Raw genomic sequence first — 13,890 nt, 5'->3', positions numbered from 1 at the left:
CCAAAATCAGGAATCCCATAGGCATGAAATATCGATGCGAAACTCGCGATATGCACAGTGTTTGATATTTCTGACTTCGACTCAAAAACAAAATCAAAAGAACTGCCAACAAATCTGCCCCGGTTACGGCATCCCATGCCAAAATGGAATTATAATTCCCATCAGAGAACGCGAGACCACCGTTTGCTTGCAGGTCAAGTGGACAGGTTTGATTGTCGGCGATGTGCGGCCTTATTTCTAGCGCCTTGTTATAAGTTTATCTCACGCCATTGCGTTGGTCACCGCATCATCGCAGCAACATTGCCGCCATCGACTGTGATCACCGCACCCGTTGATGTGCGTGCGGTAATAAGATGCAGAAATGCCTGCGCCACGTCATCCGCCAGTACTTCGCGTTTAAGAAGATTGCCACGCATATAAATCTCCGGTGTGACGCCGCGCGCCTGTGCACGTTCCTCAACCATCTCGTCAGTCATCAACCCCGTGCGGATGCGATCAGGATTAACGGCATTGACCGTAATTCCGTCAACAGCATGTTCGAGAGAATATTGGCGCATCAACGCCATCAAGGCCGCTTTTGATGTGCCATAAGGGCCAAAATCCGGACCTGGATTGACCGCCTGTTTGCTCACATTGAAGACGATGGAACCACCGGTCTTCTGTTGCTTCATAACTTTGACTGCCGCGCGTGCAATATAGTGATGGCTCCAGAAGTTGAGATCAAAGGCGCGTTTGAAAAGCGCATCATCAACCGACTCCAAAGCCCCCTGAAAAGCCGCCCCGGCATTGGAAACCAGAATATCGACACCGCCGTAGAAGGCCGCAATTTCGGCCATCGCCTTTTCTGCGGCCAATGGATCCGTCAGGTCGCAAGTCACAGCCTTGCCACCCAATCGCCTGGCTTCTGCAGACACGCGCTGCGCATCAATATCGATCAGTGCGATTTCAGCGCCCTGTTCTTTCAGGCGCTGCGCAATCGCAAGACCCAGACCACCGGCACCCCCGGTGATCACCGCGACCTGCCGCGTCAGTGGCTTCTCGGTTTGTTTGGCAAGCTTTGCCTGCTCAAGCGACCAGTATTCGATGTCGAACAGGTCTTCCTCGCTCAAGGCTTCAAACTGGTCAATTCCTTCTGCACCGCGAATGACTTCTATGGTTGCTTCTGCAACATCCGCGCCGATACGGGCTGCCTTTTGTGTCGGCCCCGCAGCAAACACGCCAATCCCATCGACATAAAACACCCGTGGCATCGGATCGAGCATGGTTTTACCACCGCCGACCCGGGCATTGTTGCGCTCAAAATAGCGCGTATAGTCAGCCACATAAGCTGCAACAGCCTCTTTAACCTTTGCCGCCCATCCCTCAAGATTATTTGCCAGCGGAGCGGGTAAAGCCACGCCGTAACGCTTGATATGGATCACATGTTCAGGCGTTGCATTGCCGCGACGCACCAGATCAGCAACGTTTGGAGCACCACAGAAATCAAGGATTTCACTATTGGAACGATGCTCGATAATGAAACGTCGCGGCTGACCTTCTTGGCTGCCTGCAAGCGCAATCGCGCCACGCAGGATAGGTGCAATATCTGAAACCGACGCCAGTTCCTGCGCTTGTTTTTTGCTACTGGCCTGACCAAAAGGATGTGGATTGCCCTGCGCAATGCGCTTTTCAGCGCGGTCGATCGCCTCGATCATATTCTCATACGCAATACGCGGGTCTTCAGACCATGTGAAGATGCCGTGCTTGAGCAGGATCATGCCCGGTGCCTCCGGGCGCTCTGAAAATGCCTTAAGGCAAGCCTTTGAGAGATCGAAACCCGGCATGACATAGGGCACAATGATCATTTCGGGGAACAATTCCCGGATAAGCGCTTCGCCGTTGGGTTGGTTTGTCAGTGCGACAATCGCATTGGCATGCGTATGATCGACATGTTTAAATGGCAGAATTGCATGAAGAATGGCTTCAACCGACGGGTTGGGCGAAGAAGGATCAAGCAGCAACCGGCGCTGCAGCATCACCATGTCATCATCGCTGAGCGTTTCATAATTCACCATGGCTTTCAGACGCTCAAGGTGAAGGGCTGGCAGACCAGCGGGCTCGATTTTACCCATATCCCAGCCACTGCCCTTCACGCAAAGCACGTCAACCGGGGTGCCATCATGATCGCTCAACGTCGTCTTGACCGACGTGTTGCCACCACCATGCAAAACAAGCTTTGGTTCGGAACCCAGCAAACGTGTGGTATAAGTGCGGATGGCAACATCGCGATTGATGCCTGCTTTTTCATAGGCACCGACGATTGCTGTAAAATCCGCATCTGACCAGTTCGATTTCATCTGCCAGGCTCCTCAGTTGGCAATCTGCGGCCACAACAGCGCAGACATAGACAAGCTTCCATGGGAAATAGTTTTCCCATGGCATAACAATGATTTATGAAGATAGCTCCTCAACTGTATACAATTGACACTATATGCTGACATTAGTCAACTTGATTGATTGTCTTATTGATTAAAAGCTTTTTCTGTGCGACTCAGATTCACACTAAAAACAGGAAATGAGTATGACATTGGACGATCTGACGCCGTCTACGCATGCCATCCCGGCTGAATTTGATGACGCCATCGTCTGGGCTGCCTGGCTCTATTATGAAGACCAGCTCACCCAGAACGATATTGCCAAGAGAATGGGCGTATCCCGGGCCACAATCGTCAATTATCTGCAGGAAGCACGACAGCGCGGTGTCGTGCGAATTCTGATGAATTCGGAAATAATGGCGCGCACCGAGATCGCCCATAAACTGGCCGCGCAATATGGGCTTGAAGAAGTGATGGTCATTCCAAGTGATCAGAGCGCTTCTACAGACATGCGTTTACAAGCGCTTGGAACCGGGGGGGCGCGTCTCGTTGAGCGCATGGTAAAACCCGGCGATACAATATGCGTTTCCTGGGGCCGCACTGTGCTGGCCTTGGCGGACGCGATCAGTCTGCCGCGTCCGTTAGAAGGCTTGCAGGTGGTTCAGGTGACGGGATCATCCATTGGCAAGCGGGAATTTGCGGCGGAGCTCTGTGCATCAATCATGGCACGCAACATCGGAGCGACGAGTATTAATATGCTCGCTCCCGCTGTGTTAAGCAGTGCCGGCCTGCATGATGCTCTGATGGGCGAGCCCGCTTTGCTCAAACAGTTCGAGCTTATCGCACAGGCAGATATGATCATTTTTGGCGTCGGCACACTGTCTTCGGAAAGCACGATGCGCATTGCCGATGTAACCAGCAATGAAGAAATAGACGCTTATGCAAAAGATGGAGCGGTTGCCGTTCTGATCTGCCGCTTTCTCGATGAAGCTGGCAAACAGGTTGTTCGCGCGCTGGACAAGCGTGTGATCGGGATTGAGCTTGATGAATTGCGCGGGGTTCCACGCAGGCTTTGTGTTGCAGGCGGCGCCAGCAAAGTCGAGGCCATCCATGCCGTCCTGACAGGCGGCTATGCCACGCATCTGGTGACAGATTTCGAGGCCGCCAGACTTTTACTTTCGAGATAGAGCGCATCCCGAAAAGTATAAGACGGTTTTCGGGTAAGATGCGCGTTCAAAAATCTGGTTAGAGCATCGCTTTGATTAAACAGGTGCGGATTGGAAACCGACATCCGCACCCTTCAGGTTTAATGCTTGATCGGTGTTGTGTTCATAAAGGCAAGCGTATCTTCAAAAGAGCGAATGCCCGCATCAGAACCAAGCCCGGTGGCAACCAGTGCTGCCGATGACTGCGCGAAATTCAGCGCAGTTTTTACATCCATATTGCGATGAAGCGCTGTGATAAACCCTGCATCAAAAGCATCGCCGCAACCGGTTGTATCGACAACTTCGATCTCGAATGCAGGCTGATGTAAGATTTCGCCAGAAGCGGCCATATAACAAACACCCTCTCCACCAAGCGTGAAGACACAGTGCTTGACACCCTGATCAAGGAAAAAGCGGCCTGCTCCTTCCACATCGTCAGCACCTGAAATCTGCTTGGCTTCCTCAATCGAGGGCATAAAATAATCAATATAAGGGAAAAGCGGTGCAATCAGATCAAGCGTGCCTTCATTGGCACCCAGAAGATCGAAAGTCGTGGTGCGACCACGTGCTTTTGCCTCGGCAAGTAATTTACGGCTGGGCTCACCATCGAGTTTTGCCAGAAGACCCGTACCACCCAGATGAATAATGGGCGGTGCAAGAACGGCATCCAGCGCTTCATCGGCAACTTCAAAATGATCCGAGGCGCCACGCGCATGAAGCGCAGGACGATCACCATTGCGGCGGATATTCAGAATTGACGCCGATGTCGGAACACCTTTGAGACGCTGCATCTGTGCTGTATCGACACCAAAACGTTGCAGGGTTGCCAGCACAAAATCAGCCTTTTCATCATCACCCACCGCACCAACCGCCAGACAATTGAGCCCAAGCTTTGCGAGATCGACAACGGTTCCACCTGCAGTTCCGGCAACGGTCAACCGGATTTCATCAATGAAATCCACATTGCCACCCTGCGGAATTGCATCAACAGGACGTCCGAGAACGTCGAGAATATAAAGTCCGATAACAGACACATCGTGAGACATAAAATCCTCCCAGATTACGAGCAGCAAAGCGCATAATTTTATTGATTAGCTGCGATTGCGCAGCGCGAAAATTGTGCCCGCAAGCAGAATGAAGATGCCGATAATGGCAAGTTGCAGCGTGCTGGGGATACCGACGAAAATCAGCACATTGCTCACCAATGTGATCAGAAAAACGCCGAGCAACGTGCCGATAACCGAGCCGGAGCCGCCGGTAATGCGCGCACCGCCAAGCACAACCGCAGCAATGATCTCAAGCTCCATCCCCGCAAGATCAAAGGGGTTGGCCAGACGATTGCTCGAAACATGCACAACGCCTGCAATACCAGCCAAAAGGCCTGCATAGGCAAAGACGAAAATACGCACACGAAACAGGTTGATACCAAGGCGTTCAGCAATCGACGGATTGCCACCAACCGCGAAGATCGCGCGGCCCATCAGCGTGCGCTCGAGAATAAACCACGTCACAAAAGCCGCAACAACCAGCACCAGCACCGTGGCAGGCAGCACCGAAACGACACCGTTTGATGCCTGATGTGTAAACAAGGACGCCTTGCCGAAAGCATCCATTGCCGCTGGAATATTCATGAAAAGTGCTGTGCCAACGAAGGTTAGCAGAAAGCTTCTGATGACATATTGCGTGCCGATGGTGACAATCAGCGATGGCGCATTCAGCTTCTGCACGAGAAAGCCATTGAGCGCGCCAAAACAAGCGCCGCCCATCGCAGCCAGCACCAGAATGACCGCCATGGGCATGTCCGGAAACCAGTTTGTCACCAGCATCGTCAAAGCATACATCACGAAGGCAGCGATTGCAGTAAAGGATACGTCGATACCGCCAGATGCAAGCACCACAAGAACACCCATGGCAAACAGACCACGCACCACAGAAGCACGCAGAATATCGACCATATTGCTCATCTGAAGAAAATCAGGGTTGGCAGCAATAACAATCAGACAGGTCACAACCACCAGCAACAGCGTGAAGAGCTCTGGCCTTGTTCCCATCAAATCCCATGCTCGGAGCAAAATGCCCCGGTTCTGAACACCGGATTTTTCTGCCGATACGCTATCGGTCATTGCGCGATCTCCTTTGCAGGGCTGGCCATGGATGCATAGATCGCGTCTTCAGTCAGTCCATCGGCATTGTGTTGCGCAACGATCCTGCCCTGGCGCATGACCAGAATACGATCACAGTTCTGCAAGAGTTCGGGCAAGTCGTCGCTGATGATGATCACACCCATGCCATCGTCCGCTAGACGCTGGATGATGCGAAAAATCGTGTCTTTTGATCCCACATCCACGCCAACGGTCGGCCCGTGCAGGATAAGCAGTTGCGGATTGATTGTCAGCCAGCGGCCAATCAGCACGCGCTGTTGGTTGCCGCCAGAAAGCGATTGCACAGGGATGGAAACATCGGGAGCTACAATCTGAAGATCGGCAACGCTGTCTTCCGCAACTTTTCGCGCTCTGCGCGCACTGATCACGCCCAGCGCATTGCGCAGGCGGTCCAGAATTGGCAGCGTTATATTCTCTTCAATCGGCTTTTCGAGAAAAAGCCCTTCCGTCAGCCGGTCTTCGGGAACATAGCCAATACCGTATTTGATAGCGTCAGCGGCAGACTGGGGCGCGATTTCCTTGCCGTTGAGCGTTATCTTTCCCGACTGCGCAGGCACGACGCCGGACAGGGCTAAAGCAAGTTCATTGCGCCCTGAATCAAGCAGCCCCGTAACGCCCAGAATTTCCCCTTTTTTCAAGCTGAATGAAACAGATCCAAAATTCTGTTCATCGCCAAGCTGATCGACATCGAGCATCACCGCGCCAAGTTTCGGTTCAGTGCGATAGCGCATTTCGCTGATCTCGCGGCCTGTCATCCAGTGACTGAATTCAGCCTTGGTGTGGGTAGCAACGTCAAGTTCAGCCACCTTCAAACCATCGCGCATGATAATCGCACGGCCACCAAGGGATTTACACTCATCAAGCTTGTGCGTCACAAAGAGCACGGCAACGCCTTTGCTCAGCAGCTTTTCCACCACCTGCAAAAGATTGACGACTTCCTGTCGTGTCAGCGAGGTGGTCGGTTCATCCATGATAACCAGACGCGCCTCCGAAGCAACGGCACGGGCAATTGCGATCAACTGGCGCGTGGCAAGCGGCAACGTATCGGTACGGCGCTTTAAGAAGGCGGCATCTGTCGGCAGGTGAACTTCTGCCAGCGCGCGGCGTGCCGTTTCCTGCAATGCCTTGATATCAAGCCTGCGCGCAAGCTTGCCGGAGGCTTCGACAAGCTGTTCGGTGAAGGCAACATTTTCCGCCACAGAAAGGTTGGGCAGCAAAGACAGGTCCTGATAAACTGTCTCAATTCCCGCCCGCAAAGAACCGATAGCACCAATGTCGCCAGCACGGGCGCCAGTTGGCTCGCCATCAATGAAAATCTGTCCTTCATCAGCGGGTTGAGCGCCGGATAGAATCTTAATCAACGTGCTCTTGCCACAGCCATTCTCACCCATCAGATGGTAGATCTGGCCTGCTTCAATCACCAGGCTGACTTCTTTAAGTGCCTTGACCCCGCCAAAGGATTTCTTGACGTTTCTGATTTCAAGAAATGGCGGCACTGATGCAGTTTTTGAATTTGTGGCGTGCATGAAAAATTCCTGAAACTCTCAGACTTTTTAAGATGTGCAATCGCTTCAAACGCTCACCTTGGAGCGCTGGTCACGCTGATTTTATCAGACCAGTGCACTGGACCGGGGCTGTCGTGGTGCAAAACAGCCCCGGAACGCTATCGATTGGGCTTATGCGATATTAAAACGGATAGTCCTTATAGTTGGACTTATCGACATCCACCCAAGCCTGACCCTGAATGATGACGCCCTTGCCAGGCCCCTTTACCACGGTCACCTTTTCATAGCCGGGAACACCAAGGTCCATTCCGTCCTTGATTTCCTGACCCTGCAGAACCAGATCAGCGACCTTGTTCATCACATAACCGGCATCCTTGGGGTCCCAAAAGAAGATTTGATCCACCGCGCCGGTATCAAGATAAGGACCGCTATCTTTTGGCAAACCAAGGCCATAAACGCAGGTCTTATCCTGAAGCCCTGCTTCTTCAACCGCGCGGCCAATACCGATCACGTCAATCGCAGACGATCCCTGAAAGCCCTTGATGTCGGGATATTTACGCAGAATTTCCTTGGCCTTCTCATAGGCCTTGTTGGCATCGTTGAAGGACTCATTCTTTTCGGCAACCAGTTCCATTTCCGGATACTGCTTTGCATTTTCAGCACCCGCATCCACCCACTGGTTGTGGGTCAGACTACCCAGCGAACCCACAAATGAAGTCCACTTGCCAGACTTGCCCATGCAGTTTGCAAGCGCTTCATTGATGCGTTTGCCAAAAGCCTTGTTGTCAAACGCTTCAATGTCGACATCGACATTGGTCAGGCTATCGCCTTCATGGGCAATAACCTTGATACCACGCTGTGCTGCACGACGCAGAACGCCTTCAAGGGCAGATGGGTCCATTGGCACGACCGCAATCGCAGAGACATTCTTGGCGACAAGGTCTTCAAGAATGCGTGCCTGCTGAGCCGCATCAGCCTTTGCTGGGCCGACCTGGTTTGTGATGACATTGGGGTTGTCTTTGCCATAAGCATCGACGCCTTCGTTCATGCGGGTAAACCAGTTTTCGCCGGTAACCTTCACAACCGTTGTAATCGTCGGCTTGTCTTGCGCGATGGCAGTTCCGGCCATCATTGCGCCTGCGAGCATTGTGCACGCCATAAGTTTTGAAAGTGTACGCATATTTCTCCTCCAATGATAAAAGATGCTTATTCTCGAACGTCACTCCTTTGGGCCAGCACGTTTCCTCCCGGCTAAACCCATAAGAGAATTGATCATCGTCTCAGCCGAAACCAGTAACCGAGGTGCACACGGGCCGATGCCAGCAAAACCAAAAGCAAAACGCCCCACGCCAAATCGCGGAAAAAATTGGAAATGTTCATGAAATTGAACAGGCTTGAGAGAATCTGAAGGGCTGTTGCAGCGAGAAGCACGCACAGCACTTTGCCGTAACCACCTTCAGGCTTTACGCCGCCAAGCACCGCGATCAGGATTGCAATAAGCACATAAGAGCCGCCGTAATCCCATTTTACCGAAGAGTTACGGGCCGCAATGATAATACCTGCAACCGAAGCCAGCACACCGCAGAGCGTATAGGTGACAAGCAGCATACGCTTTTCGTTGATGCCGCCATAGCGTGCCGCCTTGGAATTGCTGCCCAACAGCATCAACTTGACACCGAACGGGGTATATTTGAGCAAAAATGCCAGCAATGCAGCGATAGCCAGAAACAGGGCAAAGCACATCGGGATGCTCAGAATTGGCATATTGCCGAAATTATCGAGCGGCTCGATATAGCCCAGGCTGATCGCAGAACCATTGGTGAGGAATACCGCAAATCCGGTAAAAACAAGCTGCGTTCCAAGCGTGGCAATCAGCGGCGTGAGACGCGCATAGGCAATCATGATGCCGTTGATAAATCCGCCCAGCAGTCCCACGCACAACGCCAGACCAGCGAAGACCCATGAAAAGAGAAGCGGTGCATCCGCGACCGGAATGAAATTACGTGTGAGCAAAAAAGCGATGATACCTGCCAGATTGGCAAGTGCGATGCCCGACAGATCAATGCCGCCATTTCCCGAAATCATGGCGAGCATGACACCGAGCGCCAGAAGCCCGAGTTCGGGAACCTGCGATGCCATGGACTGCAAATTATAGCTGTCCATAAAATTCGCGCCGGCAAAAATGGCCCCGGCAGCGAGCACAGCAATATTGATCAAAAGCAGAAAAAGCGTCTGCCTGTCCACGCTATTCGATGACACGTCATCTCCTCCCAATATCGAGGGCTCCCACCCTCAAATGAACTGGTGCTACCAAGCTCATAGGCTATATGCCACTTGACTCTGACATTTGTCAGTAGTCACTATCGTTTGTCAACACTTTTCGGTTCGCAACCTGAAACCCCTTGTAATCAAGCGTTTCCGATCAATTTTTCTGAGAGGCCTGACGTGGTTCGATTGTTGCTATATTTTGTCGGCCGCTCATTTTTTGACATTTGTTAAATAATAGCCGAATTTTTTCAGAGATTGCAAATTGTAAAATTGCGGGTGATTGAATCCGAAACAAAATAGCGGATGCGAGCTTTCGGGACCCACATAAATTTCATTTGAAACCACCATCAGCGCCTTGCGCAGAGCCATCGCAAAAGCGCACAAACCTCAGTTCAGCCAGCTTGCAGACTTGCTTAAACAGCTTGACAGGTTCTGCCGCAAAGTTTTTGTCACGTTAAAAGCGGCCAGATCTTGGGACGCACTTATGCTGCGCGTTCTGCAAAGGCTTTGAATGGCGAGCGATTGTCATTTGCAAATTGTTTCTTGCGTATCATATGCGCCACTTCGCTGCCCGTGACTTTAACCGTGCTGTTTTAAAGCATGCGCTTTGGCCAGAGCTTCCTGAAGATCACGATAGGAAACTGGATAACGCATATAAAAAGAAAACGGCGTGCAGGATGACACTTTTGGGAAAACTGTGCCCCCTAGCAATCCAATATCGTTGATATCCTATCGCCGCGATATTACCATTCTCAATGGAAATATTGGCCCAAATCGGGCCAATTCTCAGTCGTAATCAACAGCCAAACCGTCAAACGGTCATACCGGCCAGGTTCATCAAGAGGCGAAAGAGAAGCGCGACGATTGCCAGTGCCACCACGCTGCCAGTCCAGATCAGAACCATCCAACCAACACGCCGCAGCCACAGTTTCTGATGGTGAGGAGCGTCGGCCATTAGTGATATCCTTCCCCCACCTTAACCTTGCCTCGGAACACATAATAGGACCATGCGGTGTAGGCGAGGATGAACGGAATGATAAACAACGCTCCGACCAGTGTGAAACCCAGGCTTTGAGGGGGCGAGGCAGCATCCCATATTGAGATAGCCGGCGGGATGATGTTCGGCCACAAGCTGATTGCCAGTCCCGAATAACCTAAGAACAACAGTAAAAGCGAAAGCAGGAATGGTGCGGCATGGCTTTTGCCTGACAAGGTTTTCAGAAGAATCCATGTGGCTAAGGCAACCAGTATGGGCACTGGCATAAAGAAGAACAGGTTCGGCAGTGCGAACCAGCGCGCTGCAATGTCAGGGTTGGCATATGGCGTCCAGAGGCTGACAATCACGATCGTCACCAGTACTGCTACGGTAATCGGGCGGCCAAGTTGTCGCATACGCTGCTGAAGAGCGCCCTCGGTTTTCATCACAAGCCATGTCGCTCCGAGCAAGGCATAGGCGAGCAACATGCCGACACCCGTGAACAGGCTAAACGGTGTCAACCAATCAAACATACCGCCAACATACGAACCGTCCCGGACTTCGAAGCCGTTGATAAAGGCGCCAAGCGCAAGTCCTTGGGAAAAAGTGGCAATGTAGGAACCCCACATGAAAGCCTTATCCCAGAACGCCTTGTGCCCCTCATCCGCCTTGAAGCGAAACTCGAATGCCACGCCTCGCCAGATCAGACCCGCCAACATGAGAAGAAGCGGAAAATATAGGGCGCTAAGGATAACGGCATAAGCCAGCGGGAAGGCGCCCAGCAAAGCAGCACCGCCCAGCACGAGCCAGGTCTCGTTTCCGTCCCAGACAGGCGCAACGCTATTGACCATAGCGTCGCGGTCGTCCCGGTTGCGAACGAAAGGGAACAGAATGCCAATGCCAAGATCGAAACCGTCCATGATGACATACATCATAAGACCGAAGCCGATGATAAGCGCCCATATAAGAGGAAGATCAATGCCCATATTTTTTCTCCTCTTTAAACAATCGTTGAGTCAATATTATCGGGAGCAGCTGACAAGGGCCGCGCTGGCCGTTGAGACTGGCCCGGATCACGCGGCGGGTTTGCGTCTTCACTCTTGGCAGGCCCTTTGGTGACCAGCTTCAGCATATAGCTGACACCCGTACCAAAGACGGCGAAGTACATGACCATGAAGATGATCAGTGTGGTCGATAGTGCGAGCGCCGAATGGTTCGACACCCCATCCGCAGTGCGCATCACGCCATAGACCAGCCAGGGTTGGCGACCGATTTCGGTCGTGTACCATCCCGCCAGAATTGCGATCAGACCCGATGGCCCCATCCAGATTGCGAAGCGCAGGAACCATTTTTGTACATATAGCCCACTGCGCAACCGCAACCAGACGCTCCAGACACCGAGCAGGAGCATGAGCATGCCAAGACCGACCATGATGCGGAACGACCAGAACACCACCGTTGAATTCGGGCGATCTTCACGGGCGAATTCACTTAGCCCCGGATACTGCCCGTCAAGGCTATGCGTCAGAATGAGCCCACCCAGCCTTGGGATCTCAATTTTGTAGAGGGTTTCCTCGCTTTCCATGTCCGGCCAGCCGAACAAAATGAGCGGCACACCAGCGCCTGGCACATTTCGCCAATGGCCTTCCATGGCTGCGACCTTTGCGGGTTGATGCTCAAGCGTGTTCAGGCCATGCAAGTCACCAATAAAGATCTGTACGGGCGTAACCGCCAAAATCATCCACATGGCCATGGAGAACATTTTCCGCACGCGCGCATCTCTGCGACCTCGCAGCAGATGCCACGCACCTGAAGCGCCGACAAAAAGCGCCGTTGCCAGAAAGGCCGCCACGGTCATGTGGGCAAGCCGATAGGGGAAGGACGGATTGAAAATAACCTTGAACCAGTCCACCGGCACGACGACGTTATTGACGATCTCAAACCCTTGCGGCGTCTGCATCCAGCTATTTGATGCCAGAATCCATGTGGCGGAGATCAAGGTGCCGATCGCCACCATGACGGTCGCAAAGAAATGAAGGCCCGGTCCGACCTTATTCCAGCCGAACAGCATGACACCGAGAAAGCCGGCTTCAAGAAAAAATGCCGTCAAAACTTCATAAGCGAGCAGTGGCCCCGTTATCGATCCGGCAAAGGCTGAAAAGTAACTCCAATTGGTTCCGAACTGGTAAGCCATGACGAGCCCGGACACGACGCCCATCGCGAAATTGACCGCGAAAATCTGCGACCAGAAATGATAAAGATCGCGATAGACGGTATCTTTTTTCCAAAGCCAAAGCCCTTCGAGAACGGCGAGATAACTCGCAAGCCCTATCGTGATCGCGGGAAACACGATGTGAAACGAGATGGTGAAACCAAACTGGATACGAGCCAGCTCAAGAGCGGTCAGTCCGAGCATTTTGCAGCCTCCTGCGACTGAGGAATTTCGCTGTTATCCTCACCAAAAAGAGAGAACTGCCCGCTCTCAAACGTAACAGCAGATTTCTTTCGTGTATCGACAGAGAGTTGGAAGACGTCCGGCCGCGCATAATGCCCGGCAACGTCAAGGTCATATTTTCCGCGCGCAATGATGCGTCGGTCGATTTCGGCAATCTGGATCGTCTCACCGGTGAAATCGGGTTCCACCAGCACATTTCCGAGCGGGTCAATGATGCATGAACCGCCTCGGATCAACACGGTGCTCGGATCATCACCCTGAATCGGCGCATAATCGGCAGGGCCATCGCTCCTCGTGAGGTATTGGCACGCCGAGATCACAAAACAGCGGCCTTCAAGGGCAATCGTGCGCATGGTCGGAAGCCAGGCATCACGGTCATCTACTGTCGGCGCACAATAGAGCTCCACGCCCTGCGCATACATGGCGGCTCGAAGCAGCGGCATATAGTTTTCCCAGCATATGACACTACCGATGCGCCCGATCGGTGTGTCGACCACGCCGATCGTCGAGCCATCGCCAAAGCCCCAGACCAGTCGCTCCAGCGCCGTTGGCATCAGCTTGCGGTGCTTGTAGAGAAGCTTGCCTGCAGGAGAGTAGGTCAGGGTCGAGCAGTAGAGCGTGCCGCCATCCCGCTCAATGATACCCACGACCAAATGCACGCCATTGTCCCGTGCGATCTCACCGATGCGCGATGCCTCCGGGCCTGGAATATCAATGGCACTCTCGAAATAACGGCGGAACTCTTCGCGGCCTTCCGCGCTTCGAAGCCCAAGCCGGGCACCGAAATCCAAACCCTTCGGATAGCCTCCGACAAAAGCCTCCGGGAAAACAACGAGCTCGGCACCTCGGCCTGCGGCTTCGCGGGTTAACTCAGCGAGCTTCGCTACCGTCTTGGATGTGTTGAACAGGACGGGAGCGGCTTGAACGACTGCGGCTTTGATGAGGGACATGGCAAACAATCCTGA

The 13,890-nt window shown here is 52.8% G+C and carries 11 protein-coding genes and 1 pseudogene; 1 reads left to right on the top strand and 11 read right to left on the bottom strand.

Translation table 11 applies throughout. The features are described from left to right. Positions 1-278: 278 nt before the first annotated feature. Positions 279-2,336, bottom strand: coding sequence for a bifunctional aldolase/short-chain dehydrogenase (locus OPR82_RS21275; RefSeq protein WP_265986963.1), 2,058 nt, complete (start codon positions 2,334-2,336; stop codon positions 279-281). 224 nt (positions 2,337-2,560) lie between these two features. On the opposite strand from OPR82_RS21275, the gene OPR82_RS21270 reads away from it, so the two are divergent. Further along, on the top strand, positions 2,561-3,541 hold the full coding sequence (locus tag OPR82_RS21270) for a sugar-binding transcriptional regulator (RefSeq protein WP_265986961.1): 981 nt from the start codon (positions 2,561-2,563) through the stop codon (positions 3,539-3,541). Positions 3,542-3,660: 119 nt separating this feature from the next. Here the strand turns inward: OPR82_RS21270 and OPR82_RS21265 are convergent, their stop codons facing one another. The 10 genes and pseudogenes from OPR82_RS21265 to OPR82_RS21220 all read right to left on the bottom strand — a co-directional run bounded on the left by OPR82_RS21265 (position 3,661) and on the right by OPR82_RS21220 (position 13,875). Then, entirely contained in the window at positions 3,661-4,605 is a 945-nt protein-coding gene (locus OPR82_RS21265) for a carbohydrate kinase family protein (RefSeq protein WP_265986960.1), read from the bottom strand. A gap of 45 nt (positions 4,606-4,650) precedes the next feature. Next, on the bottom strand, positions 4,651-5,682 hold the full coding sequence (locus OPR82_RS21260; protein WP_265986958.1) for an ABC transporter permease: 1,032 nt from the start codon (positions 5,680-5,682) through the stop codon (positions 4,651-4,653). Then, on the bottom strand, positions 5,679-7,247 hold the full coding sequence (locus tag OPR82_RS21255; RefSeq protein ID WP_265986956.1) for a sugar ABC transporter ATP-binding protein: 1,569 nt from the start codon (positions 7,245-7,247) through the stop codon (positions 5,679-5,681). The genes OPR82_RS21260 and OPR82_RS21255 overlap by 4 nt, the downstream gene beginning before the upstream one ends. A gap of 160 nt (positions 7,248-7,407) precedes the next feature. Next, positions 7,408-8,406 carry a substrate-binding domain-containing protein gene (locus OPR82_RS21250; protein ID WP_265986954.1) on the bottom strand — a complete coding sequence of 333 codons (999 nt, stop codon included), beginning with the start codon at positions 8,404-8,406 and terminating at the stop codon, positions 7,408-7,410. A gap of 92 nt (positions 8,407-8,498) precedes the next feature. Further along, positions 8,499-9,485 carry an ABC transporter permease gene (locus tag OPR82_RS21245; protein WP_265986953.1) on the bottom strand — a complete coding sequence of 329 codons (987 nt, stop codon included), beginning with the start codon at positions 9,483-9,485 and terminating at the stop codon, positions 8,499-8,501. 491 nt (positions 9,486-9,976) lie between these two features. Next, positions 9,977-10,066 (bottom strand): annotated as a pseudogene (locus tag OPR82_RS21240) (IS6 family transposase); the annotation flags it as partial. 239 nt (positions 10,067-10,305) lie between these two features. Continuing rightward, the gene (locus OPR82_RS21235) at positions 10,306-10,449 is read right to left on the bottom strand and encodes a DUF2474 domain-containing protein (protein WP_265986952.1); all 144 of its coding nucleotides are present in this window, start codon (positions 10,447-10,449) and stop codon (positions 10,306-10,308) included. Continuing rightward, entirely contained in the window at positions 10,449-11,456 is a 1,008-nt protein-coding gene (gene cydB / locus OPR82_RS21230; protein WP_265986950.1) for a cytochrome d ubiquinol oxidase subunit II, read from the bottom strand. The genes OPR82_RS21235 and cydB overlap by 1 nt, the downstream gene beginning before the upstream one ends. 14 nt (positions 11,457-11,470) lie before the next feature. Beyond that, positions 11,471-12,886, bottom strand: a complete 1,416-nt coding sequence (locus tag OPR82_RS21225; RefSeq protein WP_265986949.1) for a cytochrome ubiquinol oxidase subunit I — start codon at positions 12,884-12,886, stop codon at positions 11,471-11,473. Then, the gene (locus OPR82_RS21220) at positions 12,874-13,875 is read right to left on the bottom strand and encodes a carbon-nitrogen hydrolase family protein (protein ID WP_265986948.1); all 1,002 of its coding nucleotides are present in this window, start codon (positions 13,873-13,875) and stop codon (positions 12,874-12,876) included. The genes OPR82_RS21225 and OPR82_RS21220 overlap by 13 nt, the downstream gene beginning before the upstream one ends. Positions 13,876-13,890: the final 15 nt, after the last annotated feature.

It is taken from the genome of Ochrobactrum chromiisoli, assembly GCF_026241335.1.
GTDB lineage: Bacteria > Pseudomonadota > Alphaproteobacteria > Rhizobiales > Rhizobiaceae > Brucella > Brucella chromiisoli.
Note: the sequence above shows the minus strand (reverse complement) of the source record. Positions and strands in the feature narration are given on the sequence as shown.

Excerpts from the sequence above, each read along its gene's own strand:
- OPR82_RS21275 (WP_265986963.1), bottom strand. The coding sequence starts at position 2,336 with ATGAAATCGAACTGGTCAGATGCGGATTTTACAGCAATCGTCGGTGCC.
- OPR82_RS21270 (WP_265986961.1), top strand. The coding sequence starts at position 2,561 with ATGACATTGGACGATCTGACGCCGTCTACGCATGCCATCCCGGCTGAA.
- OPR82_RS21265 (WP_265986960.1), bottom strand. The coding sequence starts at position 4,605 with ATGTCTCACGATGTGTCTGTTATCGGACTTTATATTCTCGACGTTCTC.
- OPR82_RS21260 (WP_265986958.1), bottom strand. The coding sequence starts at position 5,682 with ATGACCGATAGCGTATCGGCAGAAAAATCCGGTGTTCAGAACCGGGGC.
- OPR82_RS21255 (WP_265986956.1), bottom strand. The coding sequence starts at position 7,247 with ATGCACGCCACAAATTCAAAAACTGCATCAGTGCCGCCATTTCTTGAA.
- OPR82_RS21250 (WP_265986954.1), bottom strand. The coding sequence starts at position 8,406 with ATGCGTACACTTTCAAAACTTATGGCGTGCACAATGCTCGCAGGCGCA.
- OPR82_RS21235 (WP_265986952.1), bottom strand. The coding sequence starts at position 10,449 with ATGGCCGACGCTCCTCACCATCAGAAACTGTGGCTGCGGCGTGTTGGT.
- cydB (WP_265986950.1), bottom strand. The coding sequence starts at position 11,456 with ATGGGCATTGATCTTCCTCTTATATGGGCGCTTATCATCGGCTTCGGT.
- OPR82_RS21225 (WP_265986949.1), bottom strand. The coding sequence starts at position 12,886 with ATGCTCGGACTGACCGCTCTTGAGCTGGCTCGTATCCAGTTTGGTTTC.
- OPR82_RS21220 (WP_265986948.1), bottom strand. The coding sequence starts at position 13,875 with ATGTCCCTCATCAAAGCCGCAGTCGTTCAAGCCGCTCCCGTCCTGTTC.